The 19873-nt window shown below is 68.1% G+C and carries 16 protein-coding genes; 11 read left to right on the top strand and 5 right to left on the bottom strand.

All coding sequences use genetic code 11. The annotated features are described in order from the left end of the window. Nucleotides 1-30 precede the first annotated feature (30 nt). Both BM249_RS09285 and BM249_RS09280 read right to left on the bottom strand, forming a co-directional pair. Nucleotides 31-666 (bottom strand): DUF1134 domain-containing protein, encoded by a 636-nt coding sequence (locus BM249_RS09285; protein ID WP_091971135.1) that lies wholly within the window; start codon nt 664-666, stop codon nt 31-33. Nucleotides 667-785: 119 nt separating this feature from the next. Beyond that, on the bottom strand, nt 786-1664 hold the full coding sequence (locus BM249_RS09280; protein ID WP_177232371.1) for a 3'(2'),5'-bisphosphate nucleotidase CysQ family protein: 879 nt from the start codon (nt 1662-1664) through the stop codon (nt 786-788). Nucleotides 1665-1862: 198 nt separating this feature from the next. Between BM249_RS09280 and chpT the strand changes: the two genes are divergently transcribed. From chpT to BM249_RS09250, 6 genes are all read left to right on the top strand, one after another. After that, nucleotides 1863-2576, top strand: a complete 714-nt coding sequence (gene chpT / locus BM249_RS09275) for a histidine phosphotransferase ChpT (protein WP_091971132.1) — start codon at nt 1863-1865, stop codon at nt 2574-2576. 245 nt (nt 2577-2821) lie between these two features. Beyond that, nucleotides 2822-5557 carry a hybrid sensor histidine kinase/response regulator gene (locus BM249_RS09270; protein WP_091971130.1) on the top strand — a complete coding sequence of 912 codons (2736 nt, stop codon included), beginning with the start codon at nt 2822-2824 and terminating at the stop codon, nt 5555-5557. Between the two features lie 37 nt (nt 5558-5594). Continuing rightward, the gene (locus tag BM249_RS09265) at nt 5595-6083 is read left to right on the top strand and encodes a chemotaxis protein CheW (protein WP_091971269.1); all 489 of its coding nucleotides are present in this window, start codon (nt 5595-5597) and stop codon (nt 6081-6083) included. Nucleotides 6084-6132: 49 nt separating this feature from the next. Beyond that, the gene (locus BM249_RS09260; RefSeq protein ID WP_091971128.1) at nt 6133-6516 is read left to right on the top strand and encodes a response regulator; all 384 of its coding nucleotides are present in this window, start codon (nt 6133-6135) and stop codon (nt 6514-6516) included. Nucleotides 6517-6591: 75 nt separating this feature from the next. Next, complete coding sequence (locus BM249_RS09255; RefSeq protein ID WP_091971126.1) at nt 6592-7767, top strand: protein-glutamate methylesterase/protein-glutamine glutaminase; 1176 nt, start codon at nt 6592-6594, stop codon at nt 7765-7767. Then, nucleotides 7764-8615 carry a CheR family methyltransferase gene (locus BM249_RS09250; protein WP_091971124.1) on the top strand — a complete coding sequence of 284 codons (852 nt, stop codon included), beginning with the start codon at nt 7764-7766 and terminating at the stop codon, nt 8613-8615. Before BM249_RS09255 ends, BM249_RS09250 begins: the two co-directional genes overlap by 4 nt. Nucleotides 8616-8864: 249 nt before the next feature. Here BM249_RS09250 and ctrA read toward each other — a convergent pair whose 3' ends face one another. After that, a complete protein-coding gene (gene ctrA, locus BM249_RS09245) occupies nt 8865-9566 on the bottom strand; it encodes a response regulator transcription factor CtrA (protein WP_091971122.1) in 702 nt (233 codons plus the stop codon). Nucleotides 9567-9990: 424 nt separating this feature from the next. On the opposite strand from ctrA, the gene fliI reads away from it, so the two are divergent. From fliI to BM249_RS09230, 3 genes are all read left to right on the top strand, one after another. Beyond that, nucleotides 9991-11346 carry a flagellar protein export ATPase FliI gene (fliI, locus tag BM249_RS09240; RefSeq protein WP_091971119.1) on the top strand — a complete coding sequence of 452 codons (1356 nt, stop codon included), beginning with the start codon at nt 9991-9993 and terminating at the stop codon, nt 11344-11346. Nucleotides 11347-11423: 77 nt separating this feature from the next. Continuing rightward, nucleotides 11424-11831 (top strand): flagellar export protein FliJ, encoded by a 408-nt coding sequence (fliJ, locus tag BM249_RS09235; protein WP_091971117.1) that lies wholly within the window; start codon nt 11424-11426, stop codon nt 11829-11831. 167 nt (nt 11832-11998) lie between these two features. Then, nucleotides 11999-13048 carry a lysylphosphatidylglycerol synthase domain-containing protein gene (locus tag BM249_RS09230; protein WP_091971115.1) on the top strand — a complete coding sequence of 350 codons (1050 nt, stop codon included), beginning with the start codon at nt 11999-12001 and terminating at the stop codon, nt 13046-13048. Nucleotides 13049-13170: 122 nt separating this feature from the next. Here BM249_RS09230 and flhA read toward each other — a convergent pair whose 3' ends face one another. Further along, on the bottom strand, nt 13171-15336 hold the full coding sequence (gene flhA / locus BM249_RS09225; protein WP_244528662.1) for a flagellar biosynthesis protein FlhA: 2166 nt from the start codon (nt 15334-15336) through the stop codon (nt 13171-13173). 753 nt (nt 15337-16089) lie between these two features. Here flhA and BM249_RS09220 point away from each other — a divergent pair. Further along, the gene (locus tag BM249_RS09220) at nt 16090-16629 is read left to right on the top strand and encodes a Ros/MucR family transcriptional regulator (RefSeq protein WP_091971112.1); all 540 of its coding nucleotides are present in this window, start codon (nt 16090-16092) and stop codon (nt 16627-16629) included. Nucleotides 16630-16888: 259 nt separating this feature from the next. After that, nucleotides 16889-18088, top strand: a complete 1200-nt coding sequence (locus BM249_RS09215; protein WP_425284809.1) for an MFS transporter — start codon at nt 16889-16891, stop codon at nt 18086-18088. Nucleotides 18089-18120: 32 nt separating this feature from the next. On the opposite strand, the gene BM249_RS09210 is transcribed toward BM249_RS09215, so the two are convergent. Beyond that, on the bottom strand, nt 18121-19812 hold the full coding sequence (locus BM249_RS09210; RefSeq protein ID WP_091971108.1) for a methyl-accepting chemotaxis protein: 1692 nt from the start codon (nt 19810-19812) through the stop codon (nt 18121-18123). Nucleotides 19813-19873 lie beyond the last annotated feature (61 nt).

Below are 19873 nucleotides of genomic sequence, written 5' to 3'. Positions count from 1 at the left end.
TGGGGCGAGGGTCGGCATGCCACACCTGCCTCAGAAGGGATTCCAGGTCGGCCGGTCGGTGAATTTGAGGTAGCCGATATTGATGCCGAGGCGCGCCCCGACCCCCGTGCGGATCGGCACCACCACGACTTCGTCCGCCGTCACCGCCGTCATGCCGAAGCCGCCGATGAAATAGGCCGAGCCGTCGATGCCGACGAAGCGGCGGTAGAGGCCCTGCACCGCCGGCAGATTGTAGACGAGCATCATGGTGCGGTCGCCATCGCCGCCGACGTCGAAGCCGATGGACGGCCCCTGCCAGTAGATGCGGCGCTTGCCGGCGTTGCGGGTGTAGAGGGTGCCCTCGCCGTAGCGGACGCCCCCCACGATGGCGCCGGAGGCTTCCTGGCCGAGGATGTAGCCGTTCGGCTCGCCCCAACGCCGGGTGGCCTCCTCCACCGTGAGGGCGAGGCCCCGGGACATCGAGCCGAAGAAGCGGTGGCCGTTGTCGATGATCTCGGCGGGCCGGAAGGTGCCGGGCCCGGATGCCTCCGGGGCAGGGGGGGCCGTCCGGGCCGGGAGGGCGAGGGCCGAACCGCCAGGGACGGACGCGATGCCGACGGAAAGGATCGCGGCAAGGGCGAGACCGGCCCCCAGCCGAGCCCGGGGAGGGGAGGAAGATGTCAGCATGCTGCCTCGTCGCGTGCGGTGCCGGGCGGCGTCCCGGCAAGGCCGCCGGACCGGGGCACCGAGATCGCGTGCCCGCCCGACCGGCGCCGATCATGACGCGAAAGACGGTCAATATATGGTTAACGCGCGGGCGAAACCGGACGGAGCGATTCGGCCGTGGCGCCCACGGTCCGGCGCGGAGCGGGGCTGCGGGCCGGCAGGGCGAGGCGGCTCGCATAGGTGCGGTCGCCCAGGGCCGCGAAGGGGCCGTTGCGATAATGGCGGGCGTGGTGGCCATAGGTGATCGGCTGGCCCGACGACACCACGACGCAGCCTCCGGCACTCGTGAGCACGTGGTCGCCGGCCGCCGTATCCCACTCCATGGTCGGGCCGCAGCGAACGTAGATGTCGGCCTCGCCCGAGGCGATGAGGCAGAACTTGAGGGCGGAAGCGGCGCCGCGCCGGCCGCCGAGGGGCAGGGCCGACAGGCAAGCCTCCGTCTCGGCATCGCCGTGGCGGTTGCTCACGAGGGCGACGAGTCCGTCGGCCGGAACGGGCCGCACGGCGATGGCCCGATGCGCCCCCGGACGGCCCGCCACGATGGCCGCCTCGAAAGCGTCGGCGCCGCCGCCCCAGACCCGACCGAGACCGGGGGCGGCCAGGGCCGACGCCACCGGACGGTCGCCCTGCACGAGGCCGATATTGACGCTGTATTCGTGGTTGCCCGCGAGGAAATCCCTGGTTCCGTCGAGGGGATCCACGAGGAAGAACAGCTCCGAGGGCGGGCGGTCGTAGGCGGTTTCCTCGGCCACAACGGGAATATCGGGCCAATGGCGCGCGAGGGCGGCGAGAATCATCGCCTCGGACGCCGTATCGGCCAGACTCGCCGGGGATCCGTCGCGCTTGAGCACGTGCGGACAGTCGCCGCCGTGATAGCTCCGGAGGATCTCGCCCGCCTCGCAGGCGATCTCGGTGAGTGTTGCCGCGATACGGTCGCGCGTCGGCGCATCGAGATGCATGATTTTTTCCTCATGCCCCGGCATGGTCGGGATGTCGACCCGGCCCGTGGAGCGCTGGATGCTTTTCCGACCCGCCGGATCGCCTGCGCTCCGGCTTTTCAAAGCAACGGGCGGCGTCTATCGGTGCCGTTGGCGATCGACCGCGTCCATTCGGTCGTATCGCCCGCGGCCCCAGAAGTGCCTCGCGCGGAGCGCAAGATGACCCTCGTCCAACTCGACGCCCTCGACCTGTCGGCACTGCTGTGCTCCCGGGTCTGCCACGACGTGATCAGCCCGGTGGGCGCCATCGTGAACGGCCTCGAGGTGCTCGAGGACGAGTCGGATGCCTCCATGCGCGAGTTCGCCCTCGAACTCATCGCCAAGAGCGCGCGCCAAGCCTCGGCGCGGCTCCAGTTCGCCCGCATTGCCTTCGGGGCGGCGGGCTCGGCCGGGGCCTCCATCGACCTCGCCGACGCCGAGAAGGTTTCGCGCGGCATGTTCGGTGACGACAAGACCCAGCTCGCCTGGTCGGCTCCCCAGGCGCTCTACCCGAAGAACAAGGTCAAGCTGATCCTCAACCTCGTCGTGATCGCCCAGAGCGCGATCCCGCGCGGCGGCCTCATCGACGTGACCGTCACGGGCGACGGCGAGGCGCCCAGCATCGTCCTCACCGCCAAGGGCTCCCACGCGCGCATTCCGCCCCATGTCGAAGCCCTCATCGCCGGCACACCAGAGAACGGCACCGTGGACGCTCACGCGATCCTGCCGTTCTATGCCGGCCTCGTGGCGCGGGCCGCCGAGATGGATGTCCGCTTCTCGATCACGGGCGACACGGTGACCATCGAGGCCTTGCCGACGCCGAAGCCGGCCACGGAAACCGTGGACGAGCCCCCGGTCTCCGACGAGGAGCCGCCGGAAACCGCCCTCGCCTGATCCCATCGCGCCGCCCCGGCATTCCCAACGGCGTACGACGAGGTTTCCGGCGTCCGATCGGGCGATCCTCCGACAGGGAGGAGAGCACAGATTTCATTAACCATAAATGGCCACCGAGGGGTGCGGCGGCGGACATCGCTCAGTTTCCCTGGACGGACCTTGCGCAAGGAAACTCTTCACTAACCCATTCGGGTACATGGTCGGACTGCACAAACCGTAGTGCGTTTCTGGACTGAGTGCCCGTCATGGACGACTTGTTGCGTGAGTTCCTGACCGAGAGCGCCGAGCATCTCGACACGGTCGATGCCGAACTCGTGCGTTTCGAGCAGGATCCGAACAACCAGACGATCCTTCGGAACATTTTCCGCCTCGTCCACACCATCAAGGGCACCTGCGGGTTCCTCGGCCTGCCGCGCCTGGAAGCCCTGGCCCACGCCGCCGAGACCCTGATGGGGCAGTTCCGCGACGGCATGCCGGTGACCGGCGCCGCCGTGAGCCTGATTCTCGTGACCCTCGACCGTCTGAAGTCGATTCTCGCAGACCTCGAGAACACCGGCTCGGAGCCGGCGGGCAGCGACAGCGACCTCATCGACGCCCTCGATGTGATGTCCGCCGGTCCGATGGAGGCGCCCGCTCCCGTGGCGGCTCCCGTGCCGGAGATCAAGCTTCCCGAACCGGTCTCGCGCGAATTGAAGCCCGGCGAGGTCAGCCTCGACGATCTGGAACGCGCCTTCCTGGAGGCGGAGGGCCCCGACTCGTTCGACGACCTTCCCCCGCTCCCCCCCCTGCCGGCGATCCCGGCCCCGGCTGCCGTCGCGGCTCCGGTACCCGCCCCGGCTCCGGCTCCGGCCCCCAAGGCCGTCGTGCACGACGAGCCCGCAAAGGCTCAGGCCAAGGAGGCCGCCCCCGCCGCCTCCGAGGGCGGTGAAGGCGGTGTCGCCAAGGTTCAGACGATCCGCGTCAACGTCGATACCCTCGAACACCTCATGACGATGGTGTCCGAGCTGGTGCTGACCCGCAACCAGCTCCTCGAGATCGCCCGCCGCCACGACGATTCCACCTACAAGGTGCCGCTGCAGCGCCTCTCCCACGTGACCGCCGAGCTGCAGGAAGGCGTCATGAAGACGCGCATGCAGCCCATCGGCAACGCCTGGCAGAAGCTGCCGCGCGTGGTGCGCGATCTCTCATCGGAACTCGGCAAACAGATCGAGCTCGTCATGAGCGGCGCCGAGACAGAACTCGACCGTCAGGTCCTCGAGGTCATCAAGGACCCCCTGACCCACATGGTGCGCAACTCGGCCGATCACGGCATCGAGGACGCGGCCGGACGTAAGGCCGCCGGCAAGCCCGCGCGGGGCACCATCCGCCTGTCCGCCTATCACGAGGGCGGCACCATCACCATCGAGATCGCCGACGACGGCAAGGGCCTCGACCTCGTCGCCATCCGCCGCAAGGCCGTGGAGCGCAAGATCGCGTCGCAGGGCGAAATCGAGCGCATGACCGACGCCCAGGTGGCGAAGTTCATCTTCCACCCCGGCTTCTCCACCGCCGCCGCCGTCACCTCCGTCTCGGGCCGCGGCGTCGGCATGGACGTGGTGAAGACGAACATCGAGCTCATCGGCGGCGTCATCGACATCAACACCCAGCTCGGGCGCGGCACCACCTTCACCATCAAGATCCCCCTCACCCTGGCGATCATCGCCGCCCTCATCGTCAAGGCAGGCGAGCAGCGCTTCGCCGTGCCGCAGGTGGCGGTGCTGGAACTGGTGCGGGTCGACAAGTCGACGGCTCAGCAGGTGGAGCGCATCAACGGCTCGCCGGTCCTGCGCCTGCGCGAGCGGCTGCTGCCCATCGTCACCCTCACGGGTGTCCTCGGCCAGGCCGCGCCCGCCAGCACCATCGATTCGGGCTTCGTGGTGGTGGCCCAGGTCGGACGTCAGCGCTTCGGCATCCTCGTGGACGAGGTGTTCCACACGGAGGAGATCGTCGTGAAGCCGATGTCGTCGAAGCTGCGCCATCTGCCACTCTTCGCCGGCAACACCATCCTGGGCGACGGCGCCGTGGTGCTCATCGTCGATCCCAACGGCATCGCCCAGCAGGTCAGCCAGAGCGCCCAGTCCGGCGCGATCCCGGTGGAAGCCGAGGCCGAGGAGATCGAGGCCGCCGACGCCAAGGCGACGCTCCTGGTCTTCAAGGGCGGGGCGGGCAGCTACAAGGCGGTGCCGCTCTCCCTGGTCACCCGTCTCGAGGAGATCGAGGCCTCCAAGGTCGAGTGGGTCGGCGGGCGTCCGCTCATCCAGTATCGCGGCCGGCTCATGCCCCTCGTCCCGGCGGACGCCTCCATCACCATCCGCGAAACCGGGTCCCAGGCTCTGGTGGTGTTCTCGGACGGCGAGCGGGCCATGGGCCTCGTGGTCGACGAGATCGTCGACATCGTCGAGGAGCGCCTCGACGTGGAGATCTCGGCCGATCGCTCCGACCTCATCGGTTCGGCCGTCCTGCGGGGCCGCGCCACCGAGATCATCAACATCGCCCACTTCCTGCCGCTCGCCTACGACGACTGGGCACGGGGCTCCAAGAAGGCGGTCAAGCAGGCCGCGACGGTGCTGCTGGTGGACGACTCGGCGTTCTTCCGGGACATGCTGTCCCCGGTTCTCAAGGCGGCGGGTTACGCGGTGGTCACGGCCGGCAGCGCCGACGAGGCCGTGGCGGCCCTCCTGTCCAACGGCCGTATCGACATGGTGGTCTGCGATCTCGAGATGCCCGGCCGCAACGGGTTCGACCTCGTCGGCGCCATGCGCAAGATCGAGGGACGCGTCTCCGGCCTGCCGGTGATCGGCCTCTCGGGCACCATCGGCCCCGATGCCATCGCCCGGGCCCGCACCCTCTCCATCGTCGACCTCGTGGCGAAATTCGACCGCAGCGGCCTCATCGCGGCGCTGGCCGAGATCGACGTCCAGACCCTCTCCAACGCCGCCTGACGCCGGCCCTCGCGCTCGATCGGAGTTTCCATCCATGATGCAGGCCGCAAACAGCAACGCCACGCGCGCCGAGGCGGGCACCACCGACTTCGTCACCGTGTTCGTGGGCGAGACCATGTTCGGCCTCGCCATCAATCGGGTCCACGACGTCTTCATTCCCGCCGGGGTGACGCCGGTGCCGCTCTCTCCCCCGGAGATCGTCGGCCTCCTGAACCTGCGCGGCCGCGTGGTGACGGCCCTGTGCCTGCGCCGACGCCTCAGCCTGCCGGACCGGGAAGGCGAAACCGGGCGCATGGCCATCGGCCTCGAACAGGGCGGCGAGACCTTCGCCCTCATCGTGGACGGCGTCGGCGAGGTGCTGAAGCTCGGCACCGACACCCACGAGGCCGTGCCGATCAACCTCGATGCGCGCTGGCGCGACCTGTCGCTCGGCGTCCACCGCCTCGACGGACACCTGCTGGTGATCCTCGACGTCGATGCGCTGCTTGCCTTCGGCACGCCGAATCTCACGGCCGGCGCGGCCTGATTCCGCCGCGGCACTCGCCGAGCCTTTCGTATTCCACGGGGACACACCGATGAAGACCTGTCTCGTCGTCGACGATTCCGCCGTGATCCGGAAGGTGGCGCGCCGGATCTTCGAGACCATGAACTTCCAGGTCGGCGAGGCCGAGGACGGACAGATGGCCCTCGCCGCCTGCGGCGAGTCCATGCCGGACGCCATCCTCCTCGACTGGAACATGCCGACCATGGACGGCTACGACTTCCTCAAGGCCCTGCGTCAGACCCCCGGCGGCGAGAAGCCCAAGGTGCTGTTCTGCACCACGGAGAATGACATCGGCGCCATCGCCCGCGCCCTGCATGCGGGGGCCGACGAATACATCATGAAGCCGTTCGATCGCGAGATCGTCACCGCGAAGCTCGCGCAGGTCGGCTTCGCCGACGCGATCCCCTCGCTCTGAAGACGGCCTCCGCCGAGCGGCCCGCCGGACGGACACCACCGCTCTACAGTTCCGCCCAGTCGAGGCGCCAAATCCATGCTGGCAGTCAACACGCTTTCCCACCCGCAATCCCCGGGGCCGGCCGCCGCCGCCGCGGGCGCGCGCATCCGGGTCATGATCGCCGATGATTCGGCCGTGGTGCGGGGCCTCGTCGCCCGGTGGATCGCAGAAGCCGGTTTCGACGTCGTGGCCACGGCCTCCAACGGCCGCATCGCCGTGGAATCCATGGCCCGCCACGACCCCGACGTGATCCTCCTCGACATCGACATGCCGGAACTCGACGGCACCCAGGCCCTGCCGCTGCTGCTGGCGAAGAGCCCCGGCGTCCAGGTCGTGATGATGTCGACCCTGACCACCCGGAACGCAGACATCTCCCTACGCTGCCTGTCCCTCGGGGCCGTCGATTACCTCGCCAAGCCGGAGAGCAACCGCGGCGTCACCACCTCGGACGCCTTCCGGACGGAACTCATCGAACGGGTGCGCCTGTTCGGTAGCGCCCGTGCCCGCAAGCGTGGGCCGATCGCGAGCCCCATGGGCATGGTGGCCCAACCGGCACCCGTCTCCGCCCTGAAGCCGACGAGCCCCCTCGTGCTGCGCCCCAAGGCGCGCGCCACCGTGGCGCCGCGGGTCCTGCTCATCGGCGCCTCCACGGGCGGCCCCCGAGCCGTCGGGGAGGTCCTGGAGAAAATCGGCGCCGCGACCCTGAAGCAGTTCCCCGTGCTCATCGTGCAGCACATGCCGCCGGTGTTCACAGCGGTGTTCGCCGAACACCTCGGCGCCCGCACCGGCCTGCCGGCCGCCGAGGGCAAGGCCGACGAGCGGCTCCAGCCCGGCCGGATCTACGTCGCTCCGGGCGGTCGTCACATGGGCCTCTCCGGCGCGGCCGGACGGCCCGACGTGTCGATCCGCCTCCATGACGGCCCCCTGGTCAACTTCTGCCGCCCCGCCGTCGACGTGCTGTTCCAGGACGCGGCCACGATCTTCGGAGCCTCCGCCCTGTCGGTGGTGCTCACCGGGATGGGCTCGGACGGAACCAACGGCGCCCGGGCGTTGACGGAGGCCGGCGCCGCCGTCCTGGCCCAGGACGAAGCCACCAGCACGGTCTGGGGCATGCCCGGCAGCATCGCCAAGGCCGGGCTTGCCCAGGCGATCCTGCCGCTGGGCGAGATCGGCGGCGCCCTGCGCAATCTGCTGACGGGGAAGAGCGCATGACCGACCTCGAATTCGATTTCCTGCGCGGTTACCTCAAGACCCGCTCGGGCCTCGCCCTCAGCGGCGAGAAGCGCTATCTCATCGAGAGCCGCCTCGGCCCCGTGTGCCGCCGCTTCAACCTCGCCACCCTCCACGACCTCGCCAACGCCCTCAAGAACGGCCGCGATGGCGCCATAGAGAAGGCCGTGGTGGAGGCGATGACCACCAACGAGACGTTCTTCTTCCGCGATCAGGCACCGTTCGACCTGTTCCGCGACGTACTGTTGCCCGAGGCCATGGCCCGACGGGCCGCTCAACGTCGTATCCGGATCTGGTGCGCGGCGGCCTCGACGGGGCAGGAGCCGTATTCCCTCGCCATGCTGCTGCGCGAGGCCGCCCCGCGTCTTGCCGGCTGGTCCGTCGATCTCATCGCCACGGACCTGTCCACGGAGGTTCTGGAGAAGGCGAGGGCCGGTCTCTACAGCCATTTCGAGGTACAGCGCGGCTTGCCGGTGCAACTGCTGATCAAGCATTTCGAGCAGGTCGGCGAGCAGTGGCGGATCTCCGCCCCCCTGCGCCAGATGGTGGATTTCCGTCCCCTCAACCTGCTGCACTCGTTCGACGCGCTGGGCACCTTCGACATCGTCTATTGTCGCAACGTGCTCATCTATTTCGACGCGGCGACGAAGGGCGACGTCCTCGCCCGGATCGGGGCCAGCCTCGCCCCGGACGGCGCCTTGCTTCTCGGTGCCGCCGAGACGGTGATCGGCCTCACGGACCGCCTCGTGCCGAACCCTCGCCACCGCGGCCTCTACAACCCGGCCCCGTCGGTTGCGGCACCTCCGCTGCGGCGGGTCGTCGGACTGTAAGAACGCCGGCCTCGGATCTCGATCCGCTTCCTTCGGAGCGATCGAGATCCGGTTGCGGTCGAACGCTCCGGAACCGGATCGCGAGGCCAGCGCGGCGCGCGGGGACAAACCGAGCTGCGCAATCCCATGGCTATGCGCATGAAAAAAGCCCCGCTCGCGCGGGGCTTTTTTCGTCTCCGGTCGCGTCCGAGAAAACTCCCGTCGCCCGACGAGCCCGGAGGGAAAGCGTCGGCTCGAGCCGACGCCGCCTCAGACGGCGATGCGCTCCTCGCCCTCGTTCGGTTCGCGCAAGACGTAACCGCGACCCCAAACGGTCTCGATGTAGTTCTTGCCCTGGCTGGCATTGGCGAGTTTCTTGCGCAGCTTGCAGATGAATACGTCGATGATCTTGAGTTCGGGCTCGTCCATGCCGCCGTAGAGATGGTTGAGGAACATCTCCTTCGTCAGCGTCGTGCCTTTGCGCAGGGAGAGGAGCTCCAGCATCTGGTACTCCTTGCCCGTGAGGTGCACCCGCGCTCCGGACACCTCGACGGTCTTCTGGTCGAGGTTCACGATGAGGTCGCCCGTCGTGATCACCGACTGGGCATGGCCCTTCGAGCGGCGCACGATGGCGTGGATGCGGGCCACGAGCTCGTCCTTGTGGAACGGCTTCGTCAGATAGTCGTCGGCACCGAAACCGAGGCCCTTCACCTTGTCTTCGATCCCGGCCATGCCGGAAAGAATCAGGATCGGGGTCTTGACCTTGGCGACGCGAAGGTTGCGCAGCACCTCATAGCCCGACATGTCGGGCAGGTTCAGGTCGAGCAGAATGATGTCGTAGTCGTAGAGCTTGCCGAGGTCGATTCCCTCCTCACCGAGATCGGTTGTGTAGGTGTTGAAGCTCTCGGACTTGAGCATCAGCTCGATGCTCTGCGCGGTCGCGCTATCGTCCTCGATCAGAAGTACCCGCATCGTCGGTCCCCAGCCCAGCCGGTCGTGTGCAAGCGTACGGGCACACCCCCGCCGTCGTCCGCTACCGGCCCGCGGCGGACGCTCCCTCGTCAGTGACGTTAAACGCTAGTGGTTAATCGTTAACAAAACCTGATTCACCGGCCAAGCGGCGATTTGGACGTCGTTTCGGGTGATCCCCGCGACGGTTGGCTGTCTGTTCTCCACAGGCCGTCCCGCCGCTTCATGCATCACCTGAAGATTCTCCCCCAAGCGCCCCAAAGACCGTACCGGGCCGAAACCTGTGCCTTCCGGAACACGTCATCGCGAGATGCGGACGCCCCCGAAGAAAAACCGTCCCCCCGACCGTGAGGGCGAAGGGCTTGCTACCGGCCCGATGGTCGCAGTGTTAAGGAAGGAGGTAAACGAAGGGTTGAGAGAACCGCCGATGACCGACCGACCTGCCATTGGTACGTGGGCGCGCCTTTCCGACGCGGGCGCAGCCCTCGCCGGGATCGAACAGATGGAGGTTTACGGCCGGGTCGTCGCCATCCGCGGCCTCCTGGTCGAAGTCGCCGGCCCCGTGGCCGCCATGCGCCTCGGCGGCCGCCTCGACATCGCCGTGGAGACGGGAACCGGGGCCGTGCCCTGCGAGATCATCGGCTTCCAGGGCGAACGGGCGCTTGCCATGCCGTTCGGCTCCCTCGAAGGCGTCCGCCGGGGTTGTCCGGCCTATGTCCGCGACGAGGCCGCCGGTGCCCTCCGGCCCTCGGCCGCCTGGCTCGGGCGCACCATCGACGCCCTGGGCCGCCCCATCGACGGCCTCGGCCCCCTGGAGGCGGGTCCGGCGATCTATCCCCTGCGGGCCGATCCGCCCCCGGCCCATGCCCGCAAGCGGGTCGGGCCGCCCCTCGATCTCGGCATCCGCTGCATCAACACCTTCCTGACCATGTGCGCGGGCCAGCGCATGGGCATCTTCGCCGGCTCCGGCGTCGGGAAGTCGGTGCTGCTGTCCATGCTCGCCCGCTACACCGCCGCCGATGTCGCGGTGATCGGCCTCGTGGGCGAGCGCGGCCGCGAGGTGCAGGAATTCCTGCAGGACGACCTCGGCGCGGCCGGGCTCGCCCGCTCCGTGGTGGTGGTGGCGACCTCCGACGAGCCGGCCCTCATGCGCCGCAACGCCGCCTACGTGACCCTGGCGGTAGCGGAGTATTTTCGCGATCAGGGCGCGCAGGTGTTGTGCATGATCGATTCCGTGACGCGCTTCGCCATGGCCCAGCGCGACATCGGTCTCGCGGCCGGCGAGCCGCCCACCGCCAAGGGCTACACCCCGACGGTGTTCTCGGAATTGCCCCGCCTGCTGGAGCGGGCCGGCCCCGGCACGGGGCAGGGGGCGATCTCGGGGTTGTTCACCGTTCTGGTCGAGGGCGACGATCACAACGAGCCCGTGGCCGACGCCGTGCGCGGCATCCTCGACGGGCATATCGTGATGGAGCGCGGCATCGCCGAACGCGGGCGTTACCCGGCCATCAACGTCCTGCGCTCGGTCTCGCGCACCATGCCCAAGGCCTGCGACCCGGCTTACCTGCCCACGGTCAAGCGCGCCCGGCGCGTGCTGTCGACCTACGCCGACATGGAGGAACTGATCCGGCTGGGGGCCTACCGGGCCGGCGCGTCGCCCGAAGTGGACGAAGCCATCGCTTTGATGCCTGATATCGAGGCTTTTCTGGGTCAGGGTAAGGAAGAAGCAACTTCGATCGGTGAGGGTTACGCACGCCTCGCCGAGATCGTCGGCGATTCCTGAACGACGCCCCCACGCCGCTTGGGCCGGGGGCGGGCTGTCCCGGAACGTGCGTGCGTTGCGTGGAGTGGACCCATCAGATGAAATCGCGTGACACGCTGATCCGACTGCGGCGTTTCCAGGTCGACGAGAAGCGTCGGCGCGTGACGCAGATCGAGATGATGATGGCCGACTTTACCCGCATGGCCCTCGAACTCGACCGCGAAGTCGCTCACGAAGAGGGCCGCGCCGGCATCACCGACGTCGGCCACTTCGCCTATCCGACCTATGCCCGCGCGGCGGCGACGCGCCGCGACAACATGCGCCAGTCCGCCGCCGCCCTCGAAGGCCAATTGGCGGAGGCCAAGGCCGAACTCGGAGAAGCGTTCGAGGAACTGAAGAAAATCGAGATCCTTGACGACCGCGAGCGCAGCGCCGAGCGCGCCGCCGAGGCCGCCCGCGATCAGGCAGCCATGGATGGAATCGGCCTGTCACGCATCCGCGCCTGACGGCAAGCCGCACCGCGGGGCACTCCGGCACGAAACCGTCATGATCGGCTGCCATCAGCGCCCTCGTGCCGGCTTCCTCCCGGATTTGCCCGCCCGCGCCGTTCGCTTGCGGTACCGGATCACGTCGTGCAGGGAGGGCCCGCTTAAGTGGGGCTCACCTGTCGATCATGAAGAAGATCAGCGATTTCATCTGGCCGATCATCGGCCTCGCCGCCGTGGTGGTCTCCGGCTACCTGCTCTATCGCGAGCTCGCCGGCATCTCGATCGCGGAGATCAAGGGCAGCTTCGCCCAGATCCCGCTCCACCGCTTCCTCCTGGCGGGCCTCGCGACCCTCGTGGCCTACGCCGCCCTCGCTTGGTACGACCGCATCGCCCTGCTGCATCTGGGCGTCAAGCACATCTCGTGGTTCTTCGTCTCGGTCTGTTCCTTCACCACCTACGCCCTGTCGCACAACATCGGCGCCTCGGTGTTCTCGGGCGCCGTGGTGCGCTACCGCGCCTATACCGCCAAGGGCCTGTCGGCGGCCCAGGTCGCCGTGCTGGTGGCCCTGTGCTCGTTCACCTTCGGCCTCGGCACCATCCTGCTCGGCGGCTTCGTCCTCGTGGCCCTGCCCGACACCCTGACCCGCCTCAACGGTTATCTGCCCTCGGTGCTCACCGATCCGGCGACCGCCCGCACCCTCGGCATCGCCCTGCTGGGCTTCGTCGCCCTGTATGTGATCGGCTCGCTGCTGCGCCTCAGGCCCCTGACGATCCGGTCGTTCAAGCTCGAATATCCGCGTCCTCAGATCATGATCCGGCAGATCATCGCCGCTCCCTTGGAACTCCTGGGGGCCGCCGGCATCATCTACTTTGCCCTTCCGGAGGCCGGAAATCCGGGCTTCCTCGTGGTTCTCGCCGTGTTCCTCGCCTCGTTCTCCGCCGCCCTGGTGTCGAACGCCCCCGGCGGCCTCGGCGTGTTCGAACTCGTTTTCGTGGTGGCGATGCCCGACCTCCCGCGCCCGTCCATCATCGCCGCGCTTCTGGTGTTCCGGCTGTTCTACTTCTGGCTGCCGTTCCTCATCTCGGTGATCGTGGTGCTGCTCTACGAGCGCAACCGCCTCGCCAACGCCATCAAGGGCGGCTCCCCCGTGGAGACGCCGCCCGCCGCGCCCCTGACCGCCCCGGGCGTCGATCCCAACGCCCTGGACGCGCGGATTCGCAAGGCCCGCGTGTGATCCCACGATCCTGAAGGCGCTCGCGCCCGAAGGCTTTTCGATTCCGAAGGCCCGCTTGCATCCGATCCTTTCGAGGCGGACGCGAAGCGGGTCTTCTTTTTGTATCGCGGGGGCCGCCAGGATCACACCGATCCCACCGTCCTCAGGCGGGCGCGGGGATGAATTTCCGCCTGGCTGATGACCGGGGTCTCGCGGCGGAAGCGTTCGATGATGGAGCGGACGAACGGGCGGGACTGGACCGAAGTGACGAGGACCGGCATCTCGCCCATGCGCGCGGCGGTCTCGAACTGATCGCGGACAGCGTTGACGAATTCCGAGAGCTTGGACGGCTGCATGGCGAGGTAGCGCTCGTCGCGGTCGCCGGCGATGGAGTCGAGGAAGGCCTGCTCCCAGGCGGGCGACAGGGTAATGATCGGCAACATGCCGTCCGCCCCCTGATACTGGGCGCAGATCTGGCGGCCGAGGCGGGCGCGCACGTGCTCGACGATGTCGCGCGGGTTCTTGAGGTGACCGGCGACCTCGGCGACGCCTTCGATGATCGAGCCCATGTCGCGGATCGAGACGCGCTCGGCGAGGAGGAACTGCAGCACGCGCTGGATGCCCGTCGAGGCGATCTGGCTCGGCATCACCTCCTTGAGGAGCTCGCCGTGCTCCTTCGAGGCCTCGCGCAGGAGCTTCTGCACCTCGACGTGGCTGAGAAGCTCCGAGACGTGGGCCTTGATGATTTCGGTGAGGTGCGTCGAGACCACGGTCGCGGCGTCCACCACGGTGTAGCCCTTGAGCTGGGCCTGATCGCGCAGGGACGCGTCGATCCAGGTGGCGGGCAGGCCGAAGGTCGGCTCCGTCATGTGCTGGCCGGGGAGCTGCACCTGACCGCCCATGGGATCCATGGCCATGTAGAGACCGGGAAAGATCTGCCCCGTGCCGGCCTCGATCTCCTTCACCCGCACCACGTAGGCGTTGGCATCGAGCTGGACGTTATCGAGGATGCGCACGGACGGCATCACGAAACCGAGGTCGGCGGCGAGCTGGCGGCGCAGGGCCTTGATCTGGTCGGTCAGCCGGTCCTGCCCCTCGGGACCGTTGACGAGGGCGAGGAGCGCGTAACCCATCTCGAGCTTGAGGTCGTCGAGCTTGAGGAGATCCGTCACCGTCTCCTCCTTGGCCGCCGCCACGGCGGTGGCGTCCATGGGCACGCCGTCGGCATCGCGGGGCATGGCTTCGCGGGCAAGCTTGGCGAAGTGCCAGGCGGCGTAGCCTGAAGCGGCGGCGAGCCCCAGGAAGGGCAGCATCGGCATGCCGGGCAGGAACGAGAGCAGCACCATGACGCCGGCCGACATGCCGAGCGCCTTCGGATAGTTGGCGAGCTGCTTGCCGAGCGCCTTGTCGGCCGAGCCCTTCACGCCGGCCTTCGAGACGAGGATACCGGCCGCCGTCGAGACGATGAGGGCGGGCACCTGCGAGGCGAGGCCGTCACCGATGGTGAGCAGGGTGTAGGTCTTGGCCGCTCCCATGAACGGCATGCCCTGTTGGGCGACGCCGATGATGATGCCGCCGATGACGTTGATGAAGGTGATGAGCAGGGCCGCGATGGCGTCTCCGCGCACGAACTTCGAGGCGCCGTCCATGGCGCCGAAGAACGAGGATTCCTCCTCCAGGGCGGCGCGGCGGGCCTTGGCGGCCTTCTCGTCGATGAGGCCCGCCGAGAGGTCGGCGTCGATGGCCATTTGCTTGCCCGGCATGGCGTCGAGGGTGAAGCGCGCCGCGACTTCGGCGATACGGCCCGACCCCTTGGTGATGACCACGAAGTTCACGATGATGAGAATCGCGAACACGATGATCCCGATGATGAAGTTGCCCCCCATCACGAAGTTGCCGAACGCCTCGATGACGTGACCGGCCGCCGCCGTCCCTTCGTGGCCGTGGCCGAGGATGAGGCGGGTCGAGGCGAGGTTGAGGGCGAGCCGCAGCAGGGTCGCGACGAGCAACAACGTCGGGAAGACGGTGAACTCGAGCGGGTTGTCGATGAACAACCCCGTCATCATGATCAGCACCGAGATGATGATCGAGACGGCGAGCAGCAGATCGAGCAGGAAGGCGGGCAGGGGGAAGATGAGCACCGTGAGGATGCCCATCACGGCCGCGGCGAAGAACAGGTCGGTGCGCTTCGAAAGCGCCTGGAAGTTGGCTCGATTGGGCTTCGCGAAACTCGCGAACTGACCGAAGCTTAGGCCGGCGCCCGCCAGCCCCGATCCTTGCCCCGACACCGGCGTGGCCGCCTCACTCATCGCTATCCCCGCTGCCCCGGACTGGGACCCGGCAAGATTTGCCGCCCGCATGGTTAGCGGATGGTTAACGGCGCGATTCAGACTTGCCGGGCTTCGGCGCGCCGATCCATGGCGCATCCGGCTCTTCATGGAGACGATGGGTCTTCGCCCGTATCCATTGAGGGTTTCACCGGTACCGTGAAAGACGGCCCCGGACGACGGCGGTTCGTAGAGCCGTCGCACCGACCTCTTGTGCGCTTGCGAACGGCAATCGACGGCACAGGATCATCGCTCATCTTCGGTGGATGGCGGTATCGGGAGCCGGATGCCATTGCCAAGAGATTTCGATCGTGCCACTGCCAGTATTGAAACCTCCCCCAGGCAAATTCGTCGATCGACATGGCCGGGACGAATTTTTTCCGGGAGGCCATGGAATTTCGGCGGTCGACTCCAAGATGAGCCGGTATCGTGATCGTTCGGGAGTAGAACACGCTACACGCGCCCGATGGCGAACGCTTACCGGTGCCGGTGATTCGGAAGACGGCTTTTCTTCGGACATCGCGCACCGCGCGGCAGGGCATTCGCATCGCAGCGACGTTCAGCAACTCATGCGGGATGACGCCAAGCGCTGCGTGTGAAGCGCGAGGATTTCAGCACCGATCCACAACTAGTGGCGAAAAAACTTCAAATCGGCGCGACAAAACATTGATCGCGAAAAGAACTGAGCTTAGGCTCTCAACGAGTACGATTTAAGTTAAGAGTGGCATCCGTCCTATGACCGACACAGAATCCGATTCAGCTCGTTTAATCACCCTGGCGGCGGATATCGTCTCCGCTTATGTCAGCAACAACCATGTCCAGAGCGCCGAGCTGCCGAAACTGCTCAGCGATGTCCATGAAGCGATCCGGGGCGTGACGGCCACGGGTGCACCGGCCGCCGAGGCCGGTCCGCCGAAGGCGACACCGCAGGAAATTCGTCGCTCCATCACGGCGGATTACTTGATCAGCTTCGAGGACGGAAAGCAGTACAAGACCCTGCGCCGCCACTTGACCCTGCGCGGCCTGACGCCGGAGCAGTACCGCGCCAAGTGGGGCCTCGCGCCCGATTACCCGATGACGTCGGCGAGCTATTCCGAACAACGCTCCGAACTCGCCCGCGCCCTCGGTCTCGGCCAGCAGCGCCGCAAGGGTCTCGCCAAGTCCGGCCCCGAGGAAGAGGTCGCGAGCGCCGAGCCGGAGCCGCAGGACGAGCCGGAGGCCCCCACCGCGCCCGAGAAGAAGCGTCGCGGCCCCCGCAAGAAGGCCGACGCCTGAGTTCTTCGCGTTCGGGCGTTCCTGTCGGGTCGCCCGCCCCTTCGCCAAACCATCCCCGCCCGACGGGGGTGGCTTTTCGCATTCTCGATCGCCCCTCGGCGCTGAGTTCCGACCGGGTTCCATGTTCCGGGCGCGGGAGACCCGCGAAACAGGGGGCATCGGCGCCCCTGCGCGACCGTGTTAGATCGCACCGTATGCTGCACTGCAGCGTGATCGCCCCGCGTGGCTCGCGCCCGGGGCCGCGAATGCGAGGCGCTCGATGCGATCCAGTCCACGCTTGTTATCGGCTCCGATCCTGGCTTTGGCCGCGGCCTCTTTCGGCATCGGCACCACCGAGTTCGTCATCATGGGCCTGCTGCCCGAGGTGGCGACAAGCTTCGATGTCAGCGTTCCCCGGGCGGGTCTGCTCGTATCCGGCTACGCCCTCGGCGTCGCCGTCGGGGCTCCCATCGTGGCCATCGCCACGGCGCGGCTGCCGCGCAAGACGGCGCTCCTCGTGCTCATGGGCGTCTTCCTCATCGGCAATCTCGGCTGCGCCCTTGCGCCGACCTATGGCGCCCTCATGATCGCGCGCGTCGTCACGGCCTTCGCCCACGGGGCGTTCTTCGGAATCGGCGCCGTGGTGGCGAGCAACCTCGTTCCCCCGACGCAACGGGCCCAGGCCGTGGCCCTGATGTTCACCGGCCTGACCCTTGCCAACGTCCTCGGGGTTCCGTTCGGCACGGCGCTCGGGCAGGTCGCGGGCTGGCGGGCGACGTTCTGGGCCGTACTCGGCCTCGGCGTGATCGCGGCCGCCGCCATCGCGGCCTTCGTGCCCCGGGGCCTGCCGGGCTCGCGGGGCGGCCTCGCCGGGGAGTTCCGCTCCCTGCGCCGCTGGAGCGTCCTGCTGCCGATGCTGGTGAGCACCCTGGCCTCCGTCAGCCTGTTCACGGTCTTCACCTACATCGCGCCGCTCCTCGTCAGCGTCAGCGGCTTGACCCCGCACGAAGTGACGGGCGCCCTGCTGCTGTTCGGTCTCGGCCTGACACTGGGCAACCTCGCGGGCGGACGCTTGGCCGACCGCCATCTGATGGCGACGGTGGTCGGAAGCTTTGCCGCCCTCGTGGCCGTGCTGGTGCTGTTCGCCTTCACCAGCCGGGCGGCGATCCCCGCAATCCTGACCCTGCCGGTCTGGGGCGCCCTGGTCTTCGCCCTGGTTTCGCCCCTGCAGGTCTGGGTGGTGGAGGCGGCCACCGACGCGCCGAACCTCGCCTCGACCCTGAACCAGGGTGCGTTCAACCTCGGAAACGCCAGCGGCGCCGCCCTGGGCGGCGGCGCCCTCACCCTGGGACTCGGCTACGGCAGCCTGCCCTGGCTCGGCGCCGGCATCGCCGTCCTGGCGTTGGGGCTCACCCTGACGGCCCGCCGGGGGGACATCGCCCCCGGCGCGATTCCGGCCGGCACCCCGCGCCTCGGCTGATTCGCCAACCGAACGACATCAGCCGCGCGCGATCACGCCGCCCGAACGGTGGCGAGGAAGCGACGGACCTCGACGCCGAGGTGATCGGACTGGCGCGACAGGTCGGAGGCGGAAGACAGGACGTGGTTCGCCGCGGTCCCCGTTTCCTCCGCCGCCCGGGCGACACCGGTGATGTTGCCCGTGACCTCGCCGGTGCCGACGGCCGCCTGAGAAACGTTGCGCACGATCTCCTGGGTCGCCGCGCCCTGTTCTTCGACGGCGGCCGCGATGGTGGTGGCGACGCCGCTGATCTCGCGGATGCGGTTGGTGATGTTGCCGATGGCCGTGACGGCCTGACCCGTGGCCCCCTGGATCTGGGTGATCTGGCTGGCGATCTCCTCCGTCGCCCGCGCCGTCTGGCCGGCGAGTTCCTTCACCTCCGTCGCCACCACGGCGAAGCCCCGGCCGGATTCGCCGGCCCGCGCCGCCTCGATGGTCGCGTTGAGGGCCAGCAGGTTGGTCTGGCCGGCGATGCTCGAGATGAGCCCGACCACGTCGCCGACGCGGGCCGCCGCCGTCGCGAGGGTCTGGACGAGGGCGACCGTCTGATCCGCTTCCGACACGGCCGCGTGCGCCAGGTCGGCGGAACCGCCGACCTGGCGGCTGATTTCCTGCACGGAGGCGCCGAGTTCCTCGGCCGCCGCCGCCACGGTGCCGACATTGGCTGCCGCCTCCTCGGCCGCCGCCGCCACGGTGGTGGACTGGCTCGCGGTCTCGGTGGCGGTGGCGCTCATGGACCGGGCGGTGGTCTGGAGCGTGGTGGCGGCGGTGGACAATTGTCCGACGATGCCGCCCACCGCGCCCTCGAAGCCATCGGCGAGTTCGATCATGGTGCGGCGACGCGCCGTTACTGCCGCCGCATCGGCGATCCGACGGATCTCGGCCTCCTCGGCGGCCTTCTGCGCCACCAGTGCCCTGATCCCCTCCACGGCACGGCCGATGGCACCGATCTCGTCGCCGCGTCCGGCTTCCGGGATGCGCGCGTCGACGTCGCCCCGGGCCATGCCCTGCAGCGCCCCGATCAAGCCCGCGATGGGGCGGGTGATGCTGAAGATCACCACGAGCGTCGCCAGCAGCGCCCCGAGCAAGAGGCCGCCCACCGACAGGATCATGGTGTTGCGGCGGGTGGCGATGGTTTGGGCGGTCAAATCGTCAGAGCCCTGCTCAATCCGTGTCTCGATGTCCTTCCCGAGGGCGCGGACGGCCAGGAACACCTTCTCCTGAACGGGGTCGACCTTCTCGTGCCCGAGGGCGAGGGCCTGGGCATTGCGATCCTGTGCCGCCAGGGCGCGCATGAGTTCGATGTTGCGGACGTAGCTGTCGAGGAGATCCGCAACCGCGTCGACGCGCGGGGCGAAGTACGGCGCGTTGGTACGAACCTCGGCCAGAAGCGAGTGAACCTCAGCGGGCAATGCCTCGAAACTGGCACTGACCCTCAGAACGGCCTCCCGGTCGGTCTCGGCCACCATCCGGTAGGCGGTGTAACCCATCTGGTAGACGAGGCGATTGAGGCGGCGTGCGCTCGTTGCGGCGCGGGAATCCCTGTCGATGAACCGTGTGTAGGCCGTATCGATCGCACCCATCTGAACGGAAGAGTACCAGGCACAACCTCCGACGACGAGGCCGATCATGCCGACGACAAGCAGGAACTTGTACAGTATTTTGATGTGCGACAGAACCGACATGGACGAACCCTGAGACAGACCTTCGCCCATCAATGCCGCCCGATGGTTAACGAAATCCTCC

Source organism: Methylobacterium gossipiicola (genome assembly GCF_900113485.1).
GTDB classification, from domain to species: domain Bacteria; phylum Pseudomonadota; class Alphaproteobacteria; order Rhizobiales; family Beijerinckiaceae; genus Methylobacterium; species Methylobacterium gossipiicola.
The sequence above is the reverse complement of the archived record's forward strand: the minus strand, read 5'-3'. Positions and strand labels throughout refer to the sequence as shown.

Bases quoted from the DNA above. Each gene is read 5' to 3' on its own strand.
- BM249_RS09285 (WP_091971135.1), bottom strand. From the start codon at position 666: ATGCTGACATCTTCCTCCCCTCCCCGGGCTCGGCTGGGGGCCGGTCTC.
- BM249_RS09280 (WP_177232371.1), bottom strand. From the start codon at position 1,664: ATGCATCTCGATGCGCCGACGCGCGACCGTATCGCGGCAACACTCACC.
- chpT (WP_091971132.1), top strand. From the start codon at position 1,863: ATGACCCTCGTCCAACTCGACGCCCTCGACCTGTCGGCACTGCTGTGC.
- BM249_RS09270 (WP_091971130.1), top strand. From the start codon at position 2,822: ATGGACGACTTGTTGCGTGAGTTCCTGACCGAGAGCGCCGAGCATCTC.
- BM249_RS09265 (WP_091971269.1), top strand. From the start codon at position 5,595: ATGCAGGCCGCAAACAGCAACGCCACGCGCGCCGAGGCGGGCACCACC.
- BM249_RS09260 (WP_091971128.1), top strand. From the start codon at position 6,133: ATGAAGACCTGTCTCGTCGTCGACGATTCCGCCGTGATCCGGAAGGTG.
- BM249_RS09255 (WP_091971126.1), top strand. From the start codon at position 6,592: ATGCTGGCAGTCAACACGCTTTCCCACCCGCAATCCCCGGGGCCGGCC.
- BM249_RS09250 (WP_091971124.1), top strand. From the start codon at position 7,764: ATGACCGACCTCGAATTCGATTTCCTGCGCGGTTACCTCAAGACCCGC.
- ctrA (WP_091971122.1), bottom strand. From the start codon at position 9,566: ATGCGGGTACTTCTGATCGAGGACGATAGCGCGACCGCGCAGAGCATC.
- fliI (WP_091971119.1), top strand. From the start codon at position 9,991: ATGACCGACCGACCTGCCATTGGTACGTGGGCGCGCCTTTCCGACGCG.
- fliJ (WP_091971117.1), top strand. From the start codon at position 11,424: ATGAAATCGCGTGACACGCTGATCCGACTGCGGCGTTTCCAGGTCGAC.
- BM249_RS09230 (WP_091971115.1), top strand. From the start codon at position 11,999: ATGAAGAAGATCAGCGATTTCATCTGGCCGATCATCGGCCTCGCCGCC.
- flhA (WP_244528662.1), bottom strand. From the start codon at position 15,336: ATGAGTGAGGCGGCCACGCCGGTGTCGGGGCAAGGATCGGGGCTGGCG.
- BM249_RS09220 (WP_091971112.1), top strand. From the start codon at position 16,090: ATGACCGACACAGAATCCGATTCAGCTCGTTTAATCACCCTGGCGGCG.
- BM249_RS09215 (WP_425284809.1), top strand. From the start codon at position 16,889: ATGCGATCCAGTCCACGCTTGTTATCGGCTCCGATCCTGGCTTTGGCC.
- BM249_RS09210 (WP_091971108.1), bottom strand. From the start codon at position 19,812: ATGTCGGTTCTGTCGCACATCAAAATACTGTACAAGTTCCTGCTTGTC.